We start from the raw sequence: 19422 nt of genomic DNA, 5'->3' as shown, positions 1-19422 counted from the left end.
CGCCATTCCCACCAGGAGATCCCCAATGAGCATTCAGCGTTTCGAAACCGGCCCGCGCATGAGCCAGGTCGTCGTGCACGGCAACACCGTCTATCTCGCAGGCGTCGTCGCCAGCAAGGCCGCCGGTGAAAGCGTCACGAAGCAGACCCAGGACATCCTGGCCACCATCGACGGCCATCTCGCCAAGGCCGGCACCGACAAGTCGAAACTGCTCTCGGCCACGATCTACATCACCGACATGAAGACGTTTGGCGAGATGAACGCGGTGTGGGACGCCTGGGTCTCGCCCGGCAACACCCCGGCCCGCGCCACGGTCGAGGCCAAGCTGGCCGCGCCGCAATACACCGTCGAGATCATGGTGACGGCGGCGAAGTAATCTTCGTGTTTCAAAATTGGCGCGCGCCGATGACCTCCGAGGTAATCGATCGGCGCGCGCAAACCTTCGATAGTGACGGTCAGCCGGACACGGCGTCATCGAAGGAGAGCAACATGACCGACCACACCGCCATCGCCCACTGCTATATCGATCTCTGGAACGAGCGCACGACGAGCCGCCGGCGCGAGCTGCTGAGCGAGACCTGGACGGCGGATGCGAGCTATGTCGATCCGCTGATGAAGGGCGACGGCCCCGATGGCATCGATGCGCTGATATCAGGCGTGCAGCAGCGTTTCCCCGACTTCAAGTTCAAGCTGATCGGCGAGCCCAACGGCTACGGCGACCATCTGCGATTTTCATGGGGTCTCGGCCCTGATGGTGTCGACAGCCCGATCAAGGGGACGGATTTCGCCGTGCTGAAGGACGGCCGGATCAGGAGCGTGACCGGATTTCTGGACCAGGTGCCCGCGGGGGCGTGAGGGAGCGCTGCTTTCTTCCTTCTCCCCTTGTGGGAGAAGGTGGCATAGGCGGCCTTCGGCCGCCGTTCTTAAGAACGCCGAAGCGAAGCTTCGGCTAGGGCGCCGGATGAGGGGTTGTTTCAGCGAACTCACATGTGAAAGATGGCTCGCGGAGAGAGACCCCTCACCCGTCTCGCCGCCTTGCGGCGAGCCACCCTCTCCCACAGGGGGAGAGGATAAGAGCGCCCATCGACCGCGTTTAAGCCAACCGATACGCCGCCATCGCATTCACGCCAAACGCCTTCTCCCGTACATTAGGCCCAAGCTTCGCCAGGCACGCCTCCAGCGCGCCCTTGATCTCGCCATAGCTGCCCGCAAGCAAACACACCGGCCAGTCAGAGCCGTAGATCAAGCGATCCTCGCCGAAACATGTCGCCGCATGCGCGACGAACGGGAACAGCCGCTCCACATCCCAATCGTCCCAGGCTGCTTCCGTCGCGAGGCCCGAGATCTTGCACCAGACATTGCCGCAGGCAGCTAACGCGTCGATACGGTCAGCCCACTCGTCGCTGCCGCCATCGGCGATCGGCGGCTTTGCGGCGTGGTCGAGCACGAAGCGCGCCTGCGGGAAGGCCTGCGCGGTTGCGATCGCGGCGGGCAATTCGCGGGTGCGGACCAGGAAATCGTAGGTGAGATCGCGAGCGAAGATGGCGGTAAGACCGCGCTGGACGTCCTCGCGGAGGAGCCAATCCGGATCGGCCTCGTCATGAACCTGATGGCGGATGCCGATGAGTTTGTCCCCGCCGGGCAAGGCACGCAGCCGGTCCAGCGTTTCGCCAAGACCGCCGTCGGTCAGATCGACCCAGCCGACGACGCCGATCACCGAGGGCGTGTCATGCGCGACGCGCAAGAACTCCTCCGTCTCCTCCAGCGCGGAGCGGCACTGCACCACGATGCTCGCGTCGATGCCGCTCGTCTTCAACAGCGGCGCGAGATCGGCGGGGCCGAAGGCGCGGCGGATCGGCGCGAGCTCAGGCGCCCCCATCCAGGGATAATCGGCGCGCGCGGGATCCCAGAAATGCTGGTGGGCGTCGATGATCATGGTTCACGCTCCGCCCGGCAGCGGCGCCCTTGCGTCGACGAGATTTCGCGCGCGCAGTTCGTGCCAGAAGGCAGGCGGCACTGCCTGCTCGGACATCGCGATGTTGTCGGAAACCTCGGCCGCGTTGCGCGCGCCCATCACGGCGACGGTCACGGCCGGATGCACCATGCAGAACTGAAGCGCGGCGGCCTTCAGCTCGGTGCCGTGCCTGCGGCAGAGTTCCTCCAGCTCGAGCGCCCGTGCAACCAGCGATGCATCAGCGTCCTGATAGTTGAACTTCGCACCCGCATGCGGATTGGCCAAAATGCCGCTGTTGTAGATGCCGCCGAGCAGGATGCCGATGTTCTTCGCCTGACAGAGCGGAAACAGCGCATCCAGCGCGCCCTGATCGAGCAGCGTGTAGCGGCCGGCGAGGAGGAAGCAGTCGACCGGCACGGCCTCGGCGAAACGCACCAGCATTTCCGACTGGTTCATGCCGGCGCCGATCGCCTTGACCGTGCCCTCGCTGCGCAGGCGCTGGAGCGCGCGGAAGGCGCCGCTGACGGCGTCGTCATAGTGATCGTCGGGATCGTGCACGAGCAACACATCGACGTAATCGAGCCCGAGGCGAGCAAGACTCTCCTCGACCGAACGCATCACGCCGTCATGGCTGAAATCGAACACCGGCCGCTCGCGCGGCGTGCCCTTGTAGTGCTCGTCCTCGGCGGCGCCGCCATCGGGAGCGCGCAGCAAACGGCCGACCTTGGTCGAGATGGCATAGGAGTCGCGCTTCTGCTGCCGCAGGAACCCGCCGAGCCGGCGTTCTGCGAGACCAAAGCCGTAGAGCGGCGCGGTGTCGTAGAAGCGGATGCCGGCCGACCAGGCGCGTGCGATCGTCGCCTCCGCATCGGCATCGCTGACCGGACTGAACAATCCGCCGAGCGGGGCGGAACCGAGGCCGATTGAGGTGACGTCGAGGGAGCCGAGCCGCGACCGCTTCATTCCAATGTCCTTCTGGCAGTCCAAAGATCATCTCCCCCGCTTGCGGAAACCGCAAGCGGGGGAGCACGCGGGAGCGCGGGGCTGGCGGCGCTCCTACTTCAGCATCTGCGCAACGTTGTCCTTGGTGACGAGGTCGAGGCCGGTGTAGACGATCTCCGGCACCTTCTCGCCCTTCTTGATGGCGAGCAGGGTGTCCATCGCCTTCTCGCCCATCTCGAACGGACGCTGGCCGACCAGCGCGTTGGCATAGCCGTCACGCAAGAGCTCGAGCTGCATCCTCAGCGTATCGGCGACGACAAGCGTGAACTTGCCGCTGTCGATGTCCTTCTTGTTCCTGGAGGCGAAGGCCTTGAAGCCCTCGGGGGCGAACATCGGCCAGCCGCCGATCGGAACGATCGCGGCGAGATCGGGCGTTGCGGTGCGCATGTCCGTCATCTGCTGGACCGCGAGCGCGGGATCATCATTGCAGAACGTCGGGGAACCCGCGACCTCGGTCCATTTCGAGCCTTTCAGCGCCTCGCGCACGCCGTCGACGCGCTCGGCGAGGTTCTTGGCGCCGGGACCGCCCGAGACCATCGCGTATTTGCCGCCATCGGGCCGCATCTTCAGGAGCTGCTTGCCGAGCGCAACGCCGAACTCCTTGTTGTTGGTGCCGATATAGGCGATGCGCTTGGAACCAGGCGCGTCCGCGTCGAAGGTGATGACGGGGATGCCGGCGGCGGTCGCCGCCTCGATCGACTTGGTCATGGCCGCGACGTCCGCGACCGAGATGGCGAGGCCGTCGACCTTCTGGGTGACGAAGTCCTGGATGATCTGCGCCTGCGTCGCCGGCTCATGCTCAACCGGGCCCTTGTAGATGCACTCGATATTGCCGAGCTCCTTGGCCCGCTTCAGGCAGCCGTCGCGCGCGAAGTCGAAGAACGGATTGTTCATCGCCTTTGGCACGATCACGAAGCGGTAGTTCGCGGCGAACGCCGGCGTCGCCATCATCGCAACCGCGATACCGGCAAGAAGAAGTTTCCTCATTGTCTCCTCCACCCTTGTTTGGTGCCCATCCTCTCGAAAGCGCCCGGGAAGTGGACAGGCGGCATTTTCGTTGCCTTCCCGGAGCGACGTCACGTCAGGTCATCCGCGAGCGGATGCGATCGACCAGCACGGCCAGAATGATGATCACGCCCACCAGCGTCTGCTGCCAGTAGGAGGAGACCTGCGCCAATACGAGACCGTTGCGGATCACCTCGAGCAGCACGCAGCCGACGATGGCCCCGAGCGGACCACCGATGCCGCCGGCGAGATTGGCGCCGCCGATCACGGCCGCCGCGATCACGTTGAGCTCATAGGAGGTCGCCATGTTGGCGGGCGCCGATCCGAGCCAGCCGGAGATGATGATGCCCTGGAGGCCGGCGGCGAGCGCGCAGATCACATAGACCTCGATCTTCACCCGCACCACCGGAATGCCGGTCAGCTCCGCCGCCTTCTCGTTGCCGCCGAGCGCGAAGACGTGGCGGCCGAACGCGCTGTGGTGCAGCACCACCGCCATCGCCAGCGCGAGGATGACGAGATAAATGAACGGTGCCGGCACGCCGAGCACGTCGCCCGAGGTCAGCGCGTAGAAATAATCGGCATCCGGCCCGCCCGGAAAACTGCCGCGGCCGTTGGAGACGACATAGCCGAGCCCGCGCACGATCGAGAGCATGCCGAGCGTGGTGACGAAGGGCGACAGGCCGAGCACGGCAATGCAGAAGCCGTTGACGAGGCCCGCGATCAGCGCGACGCCGAGGCCGGCGAGGATCGAGACCAGCAGGATCAGGCCGGGGACGTTGGCCAGCACGGTCTTGCCGTCGGCCGCCATGTGCACAAACAGCGAGGCGCCGAAGCCGCCGGGCGTCGACAGCTCGGTCATGGCCATCGAGGTGATCATGGCGGAAAAACACATCATCGAGCCGACCGAGAGGTCGATGCCGCCGGTGATGATGACGAAGGTGACGCCAAGGGTGGCGATGGCGATGAAGGAAAAATTCTTCGCCACGTTCTGCATGTTGCCTTCGGTGAAGAAATACGGGCTGGCGAAATGCATGATCACCAGCAGCACCGCGAGCGCGAGCAGGACATAGCCGGTCTGCGAGGCGAAGATGCCGCGCTGCCACCATCTGATCTTGCCGACATTGGAGAAGGTGATCGGGGATTCCATGGGCATGGCCATCACGCCGCCTCCTTCGCGCCGGTGATGAGGGCGGTGACTTCCTCTGGGCTGGTCTCGTGGATCGGTTTGTCGGCCCGCTTCTCGCCGCGGCGCATGACGATGACGCGGTCGCACACCGCGAACACGTCGGGCATGCGATGCGAGATCAGCATCACGGCGACGCCCTGCTCCTTCAGGCGGTGGATCAGGCCGAGCACCTGCTCGACCTGGCGGACCGAGATCGCGGCGGTCGGCTCGTCCATCATGACCAGCCGGGCATTGGAGAGCCGCGTCCGCGCGATCGCGACGGCCTGTCGCTGACCGCCCGACATCTGCTTGACGAGGTCGCCGGGGCGCGTCTCCGAGCGCAGCTCGCCGAACAAGTCCAGCGCGCGCGCCGCCATCGCCTTGTGATCGAGCAGGGCGATGGGTCCAAACTTGCGCTTCAGCTCGCGGCCGAGAAACACGTTGGCGGCTGCGGTCAGATTGTCGGCGAGCGCGAGGTCCTGGTAGACGACCTCGATGCCGACCGCGCGGGCGTCGACCGGGCGATTGAAATGGACCGCGCTGCCGGCAAAGCGGATCTCGCCGTGGGTGGGGCGGAAATTGCCGGCGATGATCTTGACCAGCGTCGACTTGCCCGCGCCGTTGTCGCCCATCAGCCCGACCACCTCGCCCGGTAAGACCTGCATGTCGACGTCATGCAATGCGCGGATCGCGCCGAACTCCTTGCCGATGCCGGAGAGCTCGAGGACCGGTGTCGCGTCAGCCTTGGTCATCAGCAGCCTTCCTCAGACGTAGCGGTTGACGAGGGATTCCAGATATTCCTGCCGGCCCGAGCGCGGCTGCGGGTCGAAGCCGGGACTCATCGCACGGTCGGCAAGATCGGCGAGCGAGCGCTGGCCGCCTATAATGGCGCGGCCCTCGGGGCTGGCCCATCCGTCGTAACGCGTCGCAAGCGGCGCAGTGAGGGCGCCGGCATCGAGCATGTCGGCGGCGGCGAGGAACGCGCGCGCGCAGGCATCCATCGAGCCGACATGGGCGTGAATGAGATCATCGGGATCGATCGACTGACGGCGGATCTTGGCGTCGAAATTGAGCCCGCCCGAGGTGAAGCCGCCGCGGTTCAGGATCTCGTGGAACACCAGCGCCATCTCGCCCACGTTCATCGCGAACTGGTCGGTGTCCCAGCCGAGCAGATCGTCGCCGCGGTTGATATCGAGCGAGCCGAACACGCCGAGCGCCTCGGCCAGCGCGACCTCGTGATGGAAGGAGTGGCCGGCGAGGATGGCGTGGTTCTGCTCGATATTGAGCTTGACGTCCTTGAGCAGGTCGTAGCGTTCGAGGAAGCCGTAGCAGGTGGCAACGTCGAAATCATATTGATGCTTGGTCGGCTCTTTCGGCTTCGGCTCGATCAGGATCGGGCCTTTGAAGCCGATCTTGTGCTTGTGCTCGACCACGAGCGAGATGAAGCGGCCGAGCTGGTCGAGCTCGCGCTTCAGATCGGTGTTGAGCAGCGTCTCATAGCCCTCGCGGCCGCCCCACAGCACATAGTTCTGGCCGCCGAGCCGGTGCGTCACCTCCAGTGCGGCGCGGACCTGGCCCGCCGCATAGGTGAAGATATCGGGGTCCGGATTGGTCGCGGCGCCCGCCATGTAGCGCCGGTGCGTGAACAAATTGGCCGTGCCCCAGAGCAGGCGGACTTTTGCCGAGGCCATCTTTTCTTCGAACAGATCGGCGATCGCGTTGAGATTGGCGACGGACTCGCGAAGTGAAGCGCCTTCCGGCGCCGCATCGACGTCGTGGAAGGTGAAGAACGGCACGTCGAGCAGGCGGAACAGCTCGAAGGCGACATCGGCCTTGGCGCGTGCCATGGCCATCGCATCGGTGCCGTGATGCCATGGCCGCAGGAACGTTTCGCCGCCGAACGGATCGCCGCCCGGCCAGCAGAGCGAATGCCAATAGCAGACCGCAAAGCGCAAATGATCCTCGAGCCGGCGGCCTTGCACGATGCGATCCTTGTCGTACCAGCGGAAGGCATAGGTGGTCGCCGCATCCTGGCCCGCAAAGGCAACAGGCTTGCTGGCATCGAAGAATTTGACTGACGCGTTCACTTAGATCGTCTCCTTCAACGCGGGATAAAGCGCGCGCCATTGGCGATAGGCCTCGTCATAGGCGGCGGTCACGGATGGGCGGGGTGTGAAACTCGCAAGCCGCCTCGGGCGGGTGCAGACATCAGCCGGATCTTCACCCGTCGCGGCGAGCCGGCCGAGCCGTGCAGCACCGAGCGCCGCGCCCACCTCGCCCTCTTCAACGCGATGGACGGGAATGCCGAGCACGTCGGCGCAGATCTGCGCCCACAGCGGCGAGCGCGAGCCGCCGCCGACCAGATCGAGTTCAGTGATCGGGCCGCTGGCCGAGCCGAGCGCCGCCAGATTGTCGCGCGCGGCGAAGGCGACGCCTTCGAGCACGGCCTGCACGATCTGGCCGCGCCCGGTCGCCCCCCGCAGGCCGACGAGGGCGCCGCTGGCGGCAGCGTCGTTGTGCGGCGTGCGCTCGCCATCGAGATAGGGCAGGAATTTGATCGGGCTCGGTCCATCGACGCGCTCGCCGAGCGGCGCCAGCAGTGCGGCGGCCGGCGTCTCCATCACGCCGGCAAGCCAGGCGAGCGAGGCCGCCGCGGACAGCATCACGCCCATCTGGTGCCAGAGGCCGGGCAGCGCGTGACAGAAGGCATGCACAGCCGAAGCCGGCGCCGGCGCGAAGCGATCGGTGACACGGAAGATGACGCCGGACGTTCCCAACGATAGGAACGCATCGCCCGGTGCGATGGCCCCGAGCCCGATCGCACTCGCCGCGTTGTCGCCGGCACCGCCGGCCACCACGACGTCCTTCGCCATGCCCCAACGCCGCGCGTATTCCGGCGCGAGCATTGCGCTGACCCCGCTGCCCTCGACGAGGCGCGGCATGTGGTGGAGATCGAGGCCGGTCGCATGCAGCAGCAGGGCGGACCAGCGGCGCTCGCCGACGTCGAGCCACAGCGTGCCGGCCGCGTCCGACATGTCCTCGACCATCTCGCCGGTCAGTCGGTAGCGGACATAGGCTTTGGGCAGCAGCACCTTTGCGACCCGCGCGAATATCTTCGGCTCATGCCGCGCGACCCAGAGCAGTTTTGGCGCGGTGAAGCCGGGCATCGCCAGATTGCCGGCGATCATGTGCAGCGATGGACAACGCCTTTCCAGCGCGGCGCATTCGGCCTGCGAGCGGCCATCGTTCCAGAGGATCGCGGGACGCAGCGGCCGTCCATCCTCGCCGAGCAACGTCGCTCCATGCATCTGGCCTGATAGCCCGATGCCGGCGACCCGTGCGACCTCGCGCGGATGCTGCCTCGCGAGATCGTCAACCGCGCCGATCGCGCCCTCGACCCAGGCGTCGGGATCCTGCTCGGACCACAGCGGCGCCGGATGCGACAGCGCAAGCTCGCGCGCCGCCGTCGCGACGACCGCGCCAGCTGCGTTCACGAGCACCGCTTTCACACCGGATGTGCCGATGTCCAGTCCGAGATACACGTCATCCTCCCTTTTACCTGTCGGCGGTGTGCGAGCTTGAAGTCGCCTTGTCCGCAACGTGCCGTTCAAAGTCCGCTGCCGCTAGGGCAGATTGTCCCGCATCACGATGTCGATCCTGATCTTCTCCTGTTCGCGCAGGATCGGCTCGCCGCGCGCGAGCGCCAGCAGCACGCGCACCGCGGCGCGCGCCTCATGTCCCGGGTTCTGCGAGATCGCGGCATCCATCACGCCCTGGAGCAGCAGCCGGCGCGTCAGCGCAGTGACGTCGTGCCCGACAAACACGACCTTGTCGCGGCCGGCCTCGCTCAATGCTTTTGCGACGCCCTGTGTGCCGGCGCCGACGTTATAAAGGCCGACAACGTCAGCATGCTTGTCCAACAGCCGCGCCAGCAGCTGTTCCGAGCGTCCGTCCTCATCGCGCCCTTCCAACACCGGCAGCACGCTGAGGTCAGGGAATTCCGAGGCCATCACCTGGTTGAAACCGAAGATGCGCTCGGCATGGTCGCGCAGGCCCTGCGATCCCGCGACGACGGCAACCTTGCCCGCGCGCCCGCCGGCCAGCCGCCCGACCAGCGCGCCGGCGGTGCGGCCCGCCGCGATATTGTCGATGCCGACATAATGATGCCGGCGCGAGGACGGCACGTCCGAGACGAGGGTGACGACCTTGGTGCCGGCCTCGACGAGGTCGTTGATCGCGGCGCGGACGCCGGGATGATCCAGCGCGACGACGGCAACGCCGTCGTAGTCGCCCGACAGCGCCTCCAGCGAGATCGCGAGCACGGACGGATCGAACACATCGGTCGCGACCATCTCGACACTCAGGCGACGGGCCGAGAGCCAGGCCGACATCTCGCCGAGATAGGCCTCGATCTGCTGCATGAACGGGTTCGGCCCCGACGGCATCACGAAGGCGAAGCGGCGGGAGCGGCCGCGGGCGAGCTCGGCGGCCGCCACATGCGGCTGGAAAGAATTGCGCTCGATCGCCTCCCTGACGCGCCGGACCGTGTCCGGCCGCACGCCGGGCCGGTTGTGCAGCACGCGATCCACCGTTGCCAGGCTCACGCCCGCCTGACGGGCGATGTCCTTCAGCGTCAGCGCGGCGGTGGTGAGCGTCTCTGCCATGGCTGAAGGCTAGCAGAGGTGTTTTGAGGTACGCAACTCATTTTGAGGGGCAAGAGGTTATTTTCGTGCCCCGGTTGCGCCCGGGCCGTGCTAGCCGCCGGTCAGATCCAGCGTCAGGAACAGGCTGTTGGGATCTTCGACATAGCCCTCGAACGGGCCGCAAAGCACAAAGCCGTGCGCCTGGTAGAGCGCGTGCGCGGGCTTGAAATAGTCCCACGAGCCGGTCTCGAGGCTGAGCCGCTTCAAGCCGCGCGCTCGGGCTTCCGCGATGATGTGGCGGAGCATCTTTCCGCCAAAGCCGCGACGCCGCGTGGTTTGCAACGTGTGCATCGACTTCACCTCGCCATGGTCGGCCGAGAGCGTTTTCAGCGCACCGGTGGCGACCAGCGTGTCGTCGTCCCAGCCGGTCCAGAACGCAACGTCGCTCGCGCGAAGGCCGGCCAGATCGAGCGCATGGGCGCTGCCTGGCGCGGTCTGCGCCCGGGCCGCCGTGACGTGATGATCGAGCAGCGCAATGACGCGCGGATCGAAGGTATCGCCGGTGCGGATCTGCATCGTCACGGCCGCACGCCGCTTGCGAGTTGCTTCTGCATGAAGACGAGATCGAGCCAGCGGCCGAACTTGCAGCCGACCTCCGGCATGCGGGCGACTTCGGCGAAACCGAGCGAGGCATGCAAGGCGATCGAGGCGGCGTTGGCGCCATCGATGCCGGCGATCATCGCGTGCTTGTTCATCGCGGTCGCGCGTTCGATCAGCGTCGCCATCAGGCTGCGGCCGACGCCGAGCCGATGGTGCCGCTCGCTGACATAGACCGAATTCTCCACGGTGTGGCGATAGCCGGGAAACGGGCGGAAATCGCCGAACGAGGCGAAGCCGACGACGTCCCTGCCCTTCATCGCGACCAGCACGGGATAACCGGCCTCCTGTCGCGTGAAAATCCACGCGCGCCGCGAAGCCAGATCAGCCGGGCCGTCGGTCCAGACCGCCGTGGTGTTGAGCGCGGCGTAATTGTAGATGGCGAGGATATCGGTCGCATCCTCCAGCGTGGCGTCCCGCACGATCAGCGGCATCACATTTTCCCGTAAGAGGTACCGCGCCGCGTGATGATGACGTAGCGCGCATCCTGTTTGGTTTCATTCTCGAAGGTCACCGCGCGCATCACGTCGAAGTCGAGACAGTCGCCGTCGCGCAGGCGCACGGATTTGGCGTCGATATGCACGCAGACCGCGCCCTCCAGCATCAACAGCTGCTGGGTGAAGGCGTTGCGGCCCCAGGGGCTGTAGGAGACGCGCGCGCCGGCCGGCAGGTCGACGACGATGATCTCGATGCCGCTGGCCGCATCCGGCGGCGAGGCATGACGCCGCCGGTAGCCGCTGTCGGGATCGCGCCAATGCGGCTGGTCGGCGAGCCGCATCAGGCGCTCCGGCGGCTTCTCCGCGAGCGCGACGACGTCGCTGAGCGTGACGTCGAGCGCGGCGCAGAGCTTGTTGAGCAGGGAAGCCGTCGCACTGCTCTGCGCCCGCTCCACCCGCCCGATCATGGCCCGGCTGACGCCGGAGCGCGCTGCCAGCTCGTTCAACGTCATGCCGCCTTGCGTCCTCAACGTCTTCAAGCGACGACCGATCGCACGGTCGAGTTTCTGCTGGTCCATCTCTTTGCAGGTCCTGGTCTTCATCCAAATATCGCCCGGCAGGAGGACCGCACCCATCGGGCCGGGAGAAGCTTAGGGCTGGCGAGGTACGCGTGCCGGGAGCGAAGAGCTAATATATTAGAATCTTTGCGGGACCCGTAGGGCCGACTAGGATGCGTCCGACCACGATGGACCCGGGAGGCGACGACATGGGCGAGCCGACGCAGCGGACGATCAAGGCCAACGGCATCAGCCTCAACGTCGCCGAGCAGGGCGAGGGGCCCATGGTGCTGCTCTGCCACGGCTTTCCGGAAGGCTGGTACTCCTGGCGCCACCAGCTCGAGGCGCTGGCGGCGGCCGGCTATCATGCGGTTGCGCCCGACATGCGCGGCTACGGCAAGAGCGATCGGCCCGAAGCGATCGACCAGTACACGATCCTCCATATGGTCGGCGATCTCGTCGGCGTGCTCGACGCCTTCGGGGCAAAGGACGCCGTCATCGTCGGGCACGATTGGGGCGCGACGATCGCCTGGCACACCGCACGCCTGCGGCCCGATCGCTTCCGCGCCGCCGCCATCCTCAGCGTGCCCTATCGGCCGCGAAGCGAGGTGCGACCGACCAGCGTCATGCCGCAGACGGCGGACGCGCAGTTTTATCAATTGTACTTCCAGGAGCCGGGGGTCGCCGAAGCCGAGTTCGAACGCGACCCGCGCGCAACGCTCGGCGCCATGCTCTATGGCGGCTCCGGCGAAGGAGCCGCGGCGATCCGAGCCAATGCCGAGCGCGCGAGCAGGACCGTCGGCGTCGGCATGGTCTCACGCAAGGACGGCATGTTGCCGAAGATACAGCTGCCGCTGCCGTCGTGGCTCAGCGCCACTGATCTCGATTATTACGCCGCCGAATTCGCCCGCAGCGGGTTTCGCGGACCGCTCAACTACTACCGCAACATCGATCGCAACTGGGAGCTGATGGGCGCCTTCGAGGGCGTGAAGGTGGTCGTGCCCTCGCTCTACATTGCCGGCGACCACGACATGGTCATCGCCTTCCCCGGCGCCGCCGAGCACCTCGCCAACATGAAGCGATGGGTGCCGCAGCTGCGCGAGATCAGGATGCTGCCAGGCTGCGGACACTGGACGCAGCAGGAGCGGCCGGCGGAGGTGAACGCGGCGCTCGTGGAGTTTCTGCGGAGCCTGCCGACCTAAAGCTTGGAGCGGGCGAAGGGAATCGAACCCTCGTATGCAGCTTGGGAAGCTGCCGTTCTACCATTGAACTACGCCCGCTCATGCGCGTCTTGCGCCTGTCCTGATTAGCCGAGACGGCGCGCGCCGCCAAGCGGTTTGGCGCGTCCAACCGCATGGTTCGTAACGTTTTGGCAAGATTTTGGGTGCGCCGGATTGTGGCGGTGTTATGATCAATTTTGTCTGGGGAGCGACGTGCACTGAGTGGGGCGTGTGCATGGTGGGGCGTTCTTACGCGATATTCGACACGACGATCGGGCGCTGCAGCATCATCTGGAGCAGCACCGGCGTCGTTGCCGTGCAATTGCCGGAGGCGCGGGAGATCGACACCCGCCGCCGGATTTTCCAGGTCCATCCCGAAGCGCGCGAGCAGCGCCCGTCCGAGAACGCCGAGCTGGCGATCGAGGGGATCGTGGGCCTGTTGCAAGGCGGCGATCCCGATTTCTCCGATGTCCGCCTGGACGCCGGCGGCGTGCCCGGCTTCAACCGGCGGGTCTACGAGTACACCTGCACGATCCCGCGCGGGGAGACGCGCACCTATCACGAGATCGCCAAGGCGCTTGGCGCCTCCGGCGCCGCGCATTCGGTGGCGCAGGCGATCGCGAAAAATCCCTACATGCTGATCGTGCCGTGCCACCGGGCGCTCGAAGCCGGCAATTACGCCGACCGGATCTCGCCTTACGGCGGGGTGATCTCCAAGCGGCGGCTGTTGTCGCTGGAGGGCGCCCATCCGGTTGCCAGCAAGACGCTATTCGAGGTGCTGCTGCCCGTTGCTCCGCCGAGGCCGAGCTAAGGCCCGATCTCGATCGCGCCCAAGCTTTTTTGGGCATGATCTTGTCGGACAACCGCTACACACTTGTCCGGATCGTGCCTAGATAACCGGGATGGAAGCAACCACCCTGCTGACGACACGCTCGATGACCGTCTCCGAGTTTCGCTGCGATGCGGGACCGGACGACACGCCATTTGCGGAATGCCGCACCGGCCATTCCATCGGCTATGTCCGCTCGGGCAGCTTCGGCTGCCATTGCCGTGCCGGCTTCTTCGAGCTGGTGGCAGGATCGATGCTGGTCGGCGCGCCCGGCGAGGAATACACCTGCACGCATGAGCATGTCTCGGGCGACGTCTGCCTCGGCTTCTCCTTCAGCGAGGACCTGGTCGATGCCCTCGGCGGGCGGCGCGAGGTCTGGCAGGTCGGCGCGACGCCGCCGCTGCCCGAGCTGATGGTGCTGGGCGAGCTCGCCCAAACGGCAGCAGATGGCAACAGCGACCTGGGCCTCGACGAGGTCGGGCAGATCCTCGCTGGCCGCTTTGTCGAAATCGTCTCGGGCAAGGCGCGCAAGCCGGCGACGCCGACCGTGCGTGACCGCCGCCGCGCTGTCGAGGCCGCGCTGTGGATCGACGACAATTCGCATACCGAGGTCGACCTCGAACAGGCCGCGAAGCAGGCGGGCCTCAGCCCGTTCCATTTCCTGCGGTTGTTCTCCGCCGTGCTCGGCGTCACCCCGCATCAATATCTGGTGCGCTCGCGGCTGCGGCATGCGGCGCGCCGCCTTACTGAGGACGACATCGCCGTCACCGACATCGCCTATGACGTCGGCTTCGGCGACCTCTCCAACTTCGTCCGCACGTTTCATCGCGCCGCCGGCGTATCGCCGACCAAGTTCCGGCAGGCCTCGAAGGGGATGCGCAAGATTCTCCAAGAGCAGCTTGCCCTCAACTGACTAATTTCGTCTCCGGCGCGCGCCAGTTGCGGCGCGCTTTGCAAATGGAGACGACTATGTATGACCACATCGGATTGCGCGTTGCCGACCTCGACGCCGCTACGCGCTTCTACAGCGCGGTGCTGGCGCCGCTCGGCTATGTCCTGTGCTCCAGCGGCGACGGCTATGCCGGCTTCGGGCCGAAAGGCGAGCCCGCGCTGTGGCTGCACCTGAACAAGGGACGGAAGGCCGACGGCGCGCATATCGCGTTTCGCGCCAAGGATCACGACGCGGTCAAGGCGTTTCATAGCGAGGGGCTGAAGAGCGGCGGCCGCGACAATGGCGGCGCCGGGCCGCGCAGGGATTACAGCCCGACATATTATGCGGCGTTCTTGATCGATCCTGATGGCAACAATGTCGAGGCGGTTTGTGTGTGAGCGCTAGCCGCGCACGCGCTTTCGTAGGGTGGGCAAAGCGAAAGCGTGCCCACCTACCATCAATGGTGGGCATTGCGCTTCGCGCCTTTGCCCACCCTACGAACCCCATCTCAAGAGAGAGACCATGGCCTCCATCCACAACGACATCCCCCTCTCCGCCTCCGCGAGCGACGTCTGGGACGCGGTGCGCGATTTCGGCGCGCTGCCTCAGCGGCTGGCGCCGGGCTTCGTCACCGCCTGCACGCTCGACGGCGATGCGCGCATCGTCACCTTCGCCAACGGCTCCGTCGCGCGCGAGGTGCTGGTCGATTGCGACGATGCGCGGCAGCGGCTGGTGTATGCGATCAACAGCGAACGGTTGAAGCATTACAGCGCCTCGGTGCAGGTGATCGCCGAAGGCGACAAGAGCTGCCGCCTGGTCTGGATCATCGACATGCTGCCGAACGAGCTTGCGCCCTACGTGCAAGGGCAAACGAAGGAAGCGGTCGTGGCGATGCACAAGGCGTTTCCGCCCGCGGCCTGAACGCGCTCTGTGACTTCAGGCACAGAGCCCTCTCTTCGGCGGCCGTAACCATGGCCGCGTGCGTCCGGTTGGCTCCGCTCTCCCGGCGGCGCCGCGCACGCGAGGAGCAGGCCATGAGAGGTGCGGACAAGGTGATCTGCCAGGCGGCCACCGTGCTGCTGCTGTTTTCAATTTCGAGCGCGCCGGCAAAGGCGCAGTTCCTCGGCGGCGGCGGCGCCGGCGGCGAGGACATGATGACCCAGATGGCGCCGATGCTGGAGATGATGAAGGCGAAGATGGGCAAGCGCCGCTTCGCCATGCTCATGCAGACCATGGGCCCGATGATGAGCCGCATGATGGAGAATGGCGGCGGGTTTGGTGGTGGTTTTGGCGGTCTCGGCGGCGGCAATCTCGGCGGTGGGTTCGGCGCGCCCCATTACGGCGGCAACATGCCGATGGGCGGCGGCACCATGCCGGCCGGCTTCGGCGGCATGGGTGGCGGCGATATCATGGGCATGCTCGGCGGCGCCGGCGGCGGCGACATGATGGCGATGATCCCGCAACTGATGCGGCTCGCCAATGCCGGCGGTGGCGGCCATCGCCGCCACAGGCATCGCTAATCCACCGCGCCCGACAGCGCCGGCCTGATCGCCGGCTTGCTGTCGCGCGGTCCCCAGCGCGTCAGCACGACGCTGGAGCAGGAGAGCACGCCGAGCACGACCATCGAGCTCGCGGCCAGCCAGAAGAAGCTCTGCGCGGTCGCCTCATGCGTCGACAGCCACCAGCCGGCGGCCGAGATGTAGATCAGCCGCGCGGTCTGCGCCAGCACCGGGCCGATCACCTTCGCCGCGCCTTGCGAGGAGAAATACATCGTCGTTGCAAGGCCGAAGAACGCGTAGAACGGCCCGACCGTCGAGAGATATTGATGGCTCGCCGCGCGCACCGCCGCGCTGTCGGTGAAGATGTTGACCCAGAGATCGGGAAAGATCGCAACCAGGCATGCCGGCGTACCGACGGCCACGAAGGCGGCGGCACTGGCGATCCAGGCGATGCGCCTCGCCCGCGCGATGCGGCCCGCGCCGATCGCCATGCCGACCATCGGCACGCAGGCGATGCCGAACGAGAACGCGATCGAGGTCAGCAAAAATTCCAGACGTGCGCCGATGCCGTAGCCGGCGAGGATCGCGGTGCCGAACTTCGCCAGCATGTGAGTGAAGATCGAGATCGTCAGCACCGATTGCAGCGGCGAGAAGCAGGCGATGGCGCCGACCTTCAGGATGTCGAAAAACATCGCCCATTGGATGCGAAGCCCGCGCAGCTTCGGTGCGATCCGCGCGCGGCCGGAGAACAGGTACCAGCTCATGATGCAGATGTTCATGGTGTAGGCGATCAGCGCACCGGCGGCGACGCCGCGCATGCCGAGCTGCGGCACCGGGCCGAGTCCGAGGCCGAGCGTGCCGCCGAGCACGATCTGCCAGACCGCGGAGTTGAGGATGAGGAACGACGGCAGCTTCATATTGCCGGTGCCACGCAGCACGCCGGCCATGGTGTTGAGCAGCCAGGGCAGCACGGCGCCGCCGAAAAACACCTGCGTGTAGGCGATGGCATGCGTCAGCACATCGCCACGACCGCCGAGCATCTCGAGCACCCTGGGCCCGAAGATCAGCATGCCCAGCATGAAGACGAGGCCGAAGCTGATGCCGATCAGCATCGCATGCACGGCGAGCGTGCCCGCGCGCTCACGGTCGCCGGCGCCGAGCGCGCGTGCGATGGCGGAAGCCACCGCGCCGCCCATGGCGCCGCCGGACATCGTCATGGTCAGGATCACTGTCGGAAACACCAGCGCCATCGCCGCCAGCGCCTCGACGCCGAGCCGGCCGATATAGGAGGTCTCCGCGATCACCGTACAGGTGCCGGCCGACAGCGCGATCACGTTGGGCCAGGCGAGCGAGAGCAGCGTGCGCAGGATCGGCCCGTCGGTCAGCGCGCTCTTCACGGGCGGCGGAGGCGGTGGCAGCGGGCGCTCTTGCTCATCGACCGGGATTTCGGCGATGTCGGACATGTCCTCTCCCGGGCGCAGGCGCCATTTGCGGCGCGGCAATGAACAGGTGTGCCAATCAATGTCTTCGCGCGGAAGGCGCTGCGGCGGTTGTTAGCACGGCAATTGCCGATTCCTCCTGCGCCGGGTGCAGGCGTGCCCTGCGGCAGCGCATTCCAGCCCGTGGAATTGCGGCTCCTCTCCGTCTCCCCGTTCTTACGGGGAGAGGGTCGGGGGAGGGGCCCTATCCGCAAGGAAGGTGACAGCTAGACTCGCGGAGAGTCCCCCTCACCCGCCGCGCTACGCGCGTCGGCCTCTCCCCGCACGCGGGGAGAGGCGAATTGCGCGGCGCCAGCGCGGCTAGTCGATCGTCCAGACCAGCGGCGGACGCCCGCCCGCGGCGGCGCGCATCTGCACGCCGATGTGCCGGCCGCATCCCGCGGCGAGGCCCTCGAACAAACCCTCGAGCACCTTGGCGCAGGCGCGATGATAGTCGGCGACATCGTCCATCAGCTTCCAGCTCCGCTGGCCGATTTCGAAGCTGCCTTCGGACTGCGTGGTGTCGGCAACGTCATCCTGCGCGGCGAACAATGCATTGAGGAACGCTGCGAACTCGCCCGCGCCACCGCGGCTCATCGACAGCGCCGCCGCGACCTCGTCGAAATACTGCATGCCGATCAGCTTGCCCGTGAGACGCAGGAGATAGCCGGCATCCTCCGGCCCAAACAACTGCACCATCACGGGAGCGGCGGTGCGCACATATTCCATGGCGTAGTTGCGATAGGCTTTTTCAAGCCGCGGCTTTGGCCAGCTCGCAACCGGCAGAGCCGGCGCGGTCCTGGCATCGAACAGCGGCGCCTCCAGATGCCGCGCAAAGACGAGGCGCTGGTCGAGTTCGAGCGGATGGTCATATTGATGATAGTAGCCTTCGAGCCCGTCCTGGCCGTCGACGCTCTGCTTGGTGCAGACGAAGCCGAGCCTGATATCGCCGAGCGCGACGCCGTTGTTGGCGTGCCAGCCGCGCAGCATCGCGCGGCTCACCTCGCCCGGCACGCCGCAGATCGCGGTGCCCTTCCAGATCCAGCGCGGCGGTGGATAGCGGATCCAGGCCTTGATGTCGCTCTCATACATGTATTCGACATGCACGCCGCCAATCCAGTTGGAGAGGTAGTGATATTGCGCGGCAGCCACCGCCGGCGGCAGATGATCGATCCCGAGTTTCTTGAGCCCCGGCAGGAAGCGCTCCTGCTGCTGGCGGCGGAACACGCGGAAGACAAACTCCGCCGCATCCGCCGTGCCGCGTCGCGTGACGACGGTAAGGATGAGGCCGGTGAAGTAAGCGTGGTAGAGATCGGCGACCGCGCGCCAGCGCTTCCATTGGGCTTCCTGCGCGGCATCTGATGCGGCAGTCATGTTCGCTCCCGATCGTTGTTGCGATCGAGTGTGTCACTGCCTCCGGTGACAGACAAGTTCACGTGGATGCAAGGCCCTCTGCACGACAGCCCGTCAATTCCGCATCACGAATTTTGTACGGCTTTCGCGGCACGCTCGCGCTCGACGCGCTCGGTGACGTCGCGTGCCATCGCCACCGATCCCTGCACCGCGCCGCCGGAATCCCGCACCAGCGCGAAGGTCATCTCGATGTAGAGCTTGCGCCCGCTCTTGTGCAGCGCGCGGGTCAGCGTCGGCTTGCCCGCAAGCTTCATCGTCCCGCTCGCGAGCGCAGCCTCAAAACCCTTCCAGTGCGCGGCGCGCAGATGTTCGGGAATGATGAAGTCGAGGTTCTGGCCGAGCGCTTCGTCGGCGGAGAAACCGAACAGCGCGGCCGATGCGCGATTCCAGCGCGTGATCGTGCCGGAGCGATCCGAATAGATCAGCGCGTCCGCGACGTCGTTGAGGATGTTTGCGTCGAGTTGGGATTGATCGGTCATGGCGCCACCTCGCATGATGCCGGATTTCGTTGCGCATCCTGCCACACGTTCGCTGTGATCGCCCGACTTGATCGGGCGATCCGGTATTCCGAGACAGCAGTGATCAAATCGCGAGGCTGCGGCGTACTGGATGCCCCGGTCAAGCCGGGGCAT

22 protein-coding genes and 1 tRNA gene are annotated in these 19422 nt (G+C 66.2%); 8 read left to right on the top strand and 15 right to left on the bottom strand.

Translation table 11 applies throughout. The features are described 5' to 3' along the window. Nucleotides 1–25: 25 nt before the first annotated feature. The gene (locus tag QA642_RS03530; protein ID WP_011083946.1) at nt 26–376 is read left to right on the top strand and encodes a RidA family protein; all 351 of its coding nucleotides are present in this window, start codon (nt 26–28) and stop codon (nt 374–376) included. 113 nt (nt 377–489) lie between these two features. Continuing rightward, the gene (locus tag QA642_RS03525) at nt 490–855 is read left to right on the top strand and encodes a nuclear transport factor 2 family protein (protein ID WP_283083407.1); all 366 of its coding nucleotides are present in this window, start codon (nt 490–492) and stop codon (nt 853–855) included. A 238-nt stretch (nt 856–1093) separates the two neighbouring features. On the opposite strand, the gene QA642_RS03520 is transcribed toward QA642_RS03525, so the two are convergent. The 11 genes from QA642_RS03520 to QA642_RS03470 form a co-directional block, all read right to left on the bottom strand. Then, complete coding sequence (locus tag QA642_RS03520; protein WP_283083406.1) at nt 1094–1936, bottom strand: amidohydrolase family protein; 843 nt, start codon at nt 1934–1936, stop codon at nt 1094–1096. Nucleotides 1937–1939: 3 nt separating this feature from the next. Next, nucleotides 1940–2917, bottom strand: coding sequence for an aldo/keto reductase (locus QA642_RS03515; RefSeq protein ID WP_283083405.1), 978 nt, complete (start codon nt 2915–2917; stop codon nt 1940–1942). A gap of 93 nt (nt 2918–3010) precedes the next feature. Further along, nucleotides 3011–3943 (bottom strand): sugar-binding protein, encoded by a 933-nt coding sequence (locus tag QA642_RS03510; protein WP_027564792.1) that lies wholly within the window; start codon nt 3941–3943, stop codon nt 3011–3013. A gap of 94 nt (nt 3944–4037) precedes the next feature. After that, nucleotides 4038–5120 (bottom strand): ABC transporter permease, encoded by a 1083-nt coding sequence (locus QA642_RS03505; RefSeq protein ID WP_283083404.1) that lies wholly within the window; start codon nt 5118–5120, stop codon nt 4038–4040. Continuing rightward, nucleotides 5120–5878: an ATP-binding cassette domain-containing protein gene (locus tag QA642_RS03500; RefSeq protein ID WP_283083403.1), complete on the bottom strand. Its 759-nt coding sequence runs from the start codon at nt 5876–5878 to the stop codon at nt 5120–5122. The genes QA642_RS03505 and QA642_RS03500 overlap by 1 nt, the downstream gene beginning before the upstream one ends. Nucleotides 5879–5890: 12 nt before the next feature. Further along, nucleotides 5891–7213: a xylose isomerase gene (xylA, locus tag QA642_RS03495; protein WP_283083402.1), complete on the bottom strand. Its 1323-nt coding sequence runs from the start codon at nt 7211–7213 to the stop codon at nt 5891–5893. Further along, nucleotides 7214–8668 carry a xylulokinase gene (gene xylB / locus QA642_RS03490; RefSeq protein WP_283083401.1) on the bottom strand — a complete coding sequence of 485 codons (1455 nt, stop codon included), beginning with the start codon at nt 8666–8668 and terminating at the stop codon, nt 7214–7216. It lies immediately after the preceding gene. Between the two features lie 81 nt (nt 8669–8749). Then, nucleotides 8750–9790, bottom strand: coding sequence for a LacI family DNA-binding transcriptional regulator (locus QA642_RS03485; RefSeq protein WP_283083400.1), 1041 nt, complete (start codon nt 9788–9790; stop codon nt 8750–8752). Between the two features lie 90 nt (nt 9791–9880). Next, nucleotides 9881–10345, bottom strand: a complete 465-nt coding sequence (locus QA642_RS03480) for a GNAT family N-acetyltransferase (RefSeq protein WP_283087147.1) — start codon at nt 10343–10345, stop codon at nt 9881–9883. Between the two features lie 2 nt (nt 10346–10347). Further along, on the bottom strand, nt 10348–10860 hold the full coding sequence (locus QA642_RS03475; RefSeq protein WP_283083399.1) for a GNAT family N-acetyltransferase: 513 nt from the start codon (nt 10858–10860) through the stop codon (nt 10348–10350). Next, complete coding sequence (locus QA642_RS03470; RefSeq protein WP_342741104.1) at nt 10860–11441, bottom strand: XRE family transcriptional regulator; 582 nt, start codon at nt 11439–11441, stop codon at nt 10860–10862. Before QA642_RS03470 ends, QA642_RS03475 begins: the two co-directional genes overlap by 1 nt. Before the next feature lie 188 nt (nt 11442–11629). Between QA642_RS03470 and QA642_RS03465 the strand changes: the two genes are divergently transcribed. Beyond that, nucleotides 11630–12622, top strand: coding sequence for an alpha/beta hydrolase (locus tag QA642_RS03465; protein ID WP_283083397.1), 993 nt, complete (start codon nt 11630–11632; stop codon nt 12620–12622). A 4-nt stretch (nt 12623–12626) separates the two neighbouring features. On the opposite strand, the gene QA642_RS03460 is transcribed toward QA642_RS03465, so the two are convergent. After that, nucleotides 12627–12700: transfer RNA gene (locus QA642_RS03460), tRNA-Gly, on the bottom strand. Between the two features lie 175 nt (nt 12701–12875). Between QA642_RS03460 and QA642_RS03455 the strand changes: the two genes are divergently transcribed. From QA642_RS03455 to QA642_RS03435, 5 genes are all read left to right on the top strand, one after another. Further along, on the top strand, nt 12876–13451 hold the full coding sequence (locus QA642_RS03455) for a methylated-DNA--[protein]-cysteine S-methyltransferase (protein WP_283083396.1): 576 nt from the start codon (nt 12876–12878) through the stop codon (nt 13449–13451). Between the two features lie 91 nt (nt 13452–13542). Next, complete coding sequence (locus QA642_RS03450) at nt 13543–14382, top strand: AraC family transcriptional regulator (protein ID WP_283083395.1); 840 nt, start codon at nt 13543–13545, stop codon at nt 14380–14382. Between the two features lie 56 nt (nt 14383–14438). After that, on the top strand, nt 14439–14798 hold the full coding sequence (locus tag QA642_RS03445) for a VOC family protein (protein ID WP_283083394.1): 360 nt from the start codon (nt 14439–14441) through the stop codon (nt 14796–14798). A 124-nt stretch (nt 14799–14922) separates the two neighbouring features. Further along, nucleotides 14923–15321, top strand: a complete 399-nt coding sequence (locus tag QA642_RS03440) for an SRPBCC family protein (RefSeq protein WP_283083393.1) — start codon at nt 14923–14925, stop codon at nt 15319–15321. 113 nt (nt 15322–15434) lie between these two features. Further along, nucleotides 15435–15920, top strand: coding sequence for a hypothetical protein (locus QA642_RS03435; protein WP_283083392.1), 486 nt, complete (start codon nt 15435–15437; stop codon nt 15918–15920). Here QA642_RS03435 and QA642_RS03430 read toward each other — a convergent pair. The 3 genes from QA642_RS03430 to QA642_RS03420 form a co-directional block, all read right to left on the bottom strand. After that, the gene (locus QA642_RS03430) at nt 15917–17362 is read right to left on the bottom strand and encodes an MATE family efflux transporter (RefSeq protein ID WP_283083391.1); all 1446 of its coding nucleotides are present in this window, start codon (nt 17360–17362) and stop codon (nt 15917–15919) included. The genes QA642_RS03435 and QA642_RS03430 overlap by 4 nt on opposite strands. A 336-nt stretch (nt 17363–17698) precedes the next feature. Then, nucleotides 17699–18751 (bottom strand): hypothetical protein, encoded by a 1053-nt coding sequence (locus QA642_RS03425; protein WP_283083390.1) that lies wholly within the window; start codon nt 18749–18751, stop codon nt 17699–17701. A gap of 104 nt (nt 18752–18855) precedes the next feature. After that, entirely contained in the window at nt 18856–19269 is a 414-nt protein-coding gene (locus QA642_RS03420; protein WP_283083389.1) for a PAS domain S-box protein, read from the bottom strand. Nucleotides 19270–19422: the final 153 nt, after the last annotated feature.

This window comes from Bradyrhizobium sp. CB2312 (assembly GCF_029714425.1).
In the GTDB taxonomy this organism is placed as follows: domain Bacteria; phylum Pseudomonadota; class Alphaproteobacteria; order Rhizobiales; family Xanthobacteraceae; genus Bradyrhizobium.
This window is presented reverse-complemented; position numbering and strand designations above follow the sequence as displayed.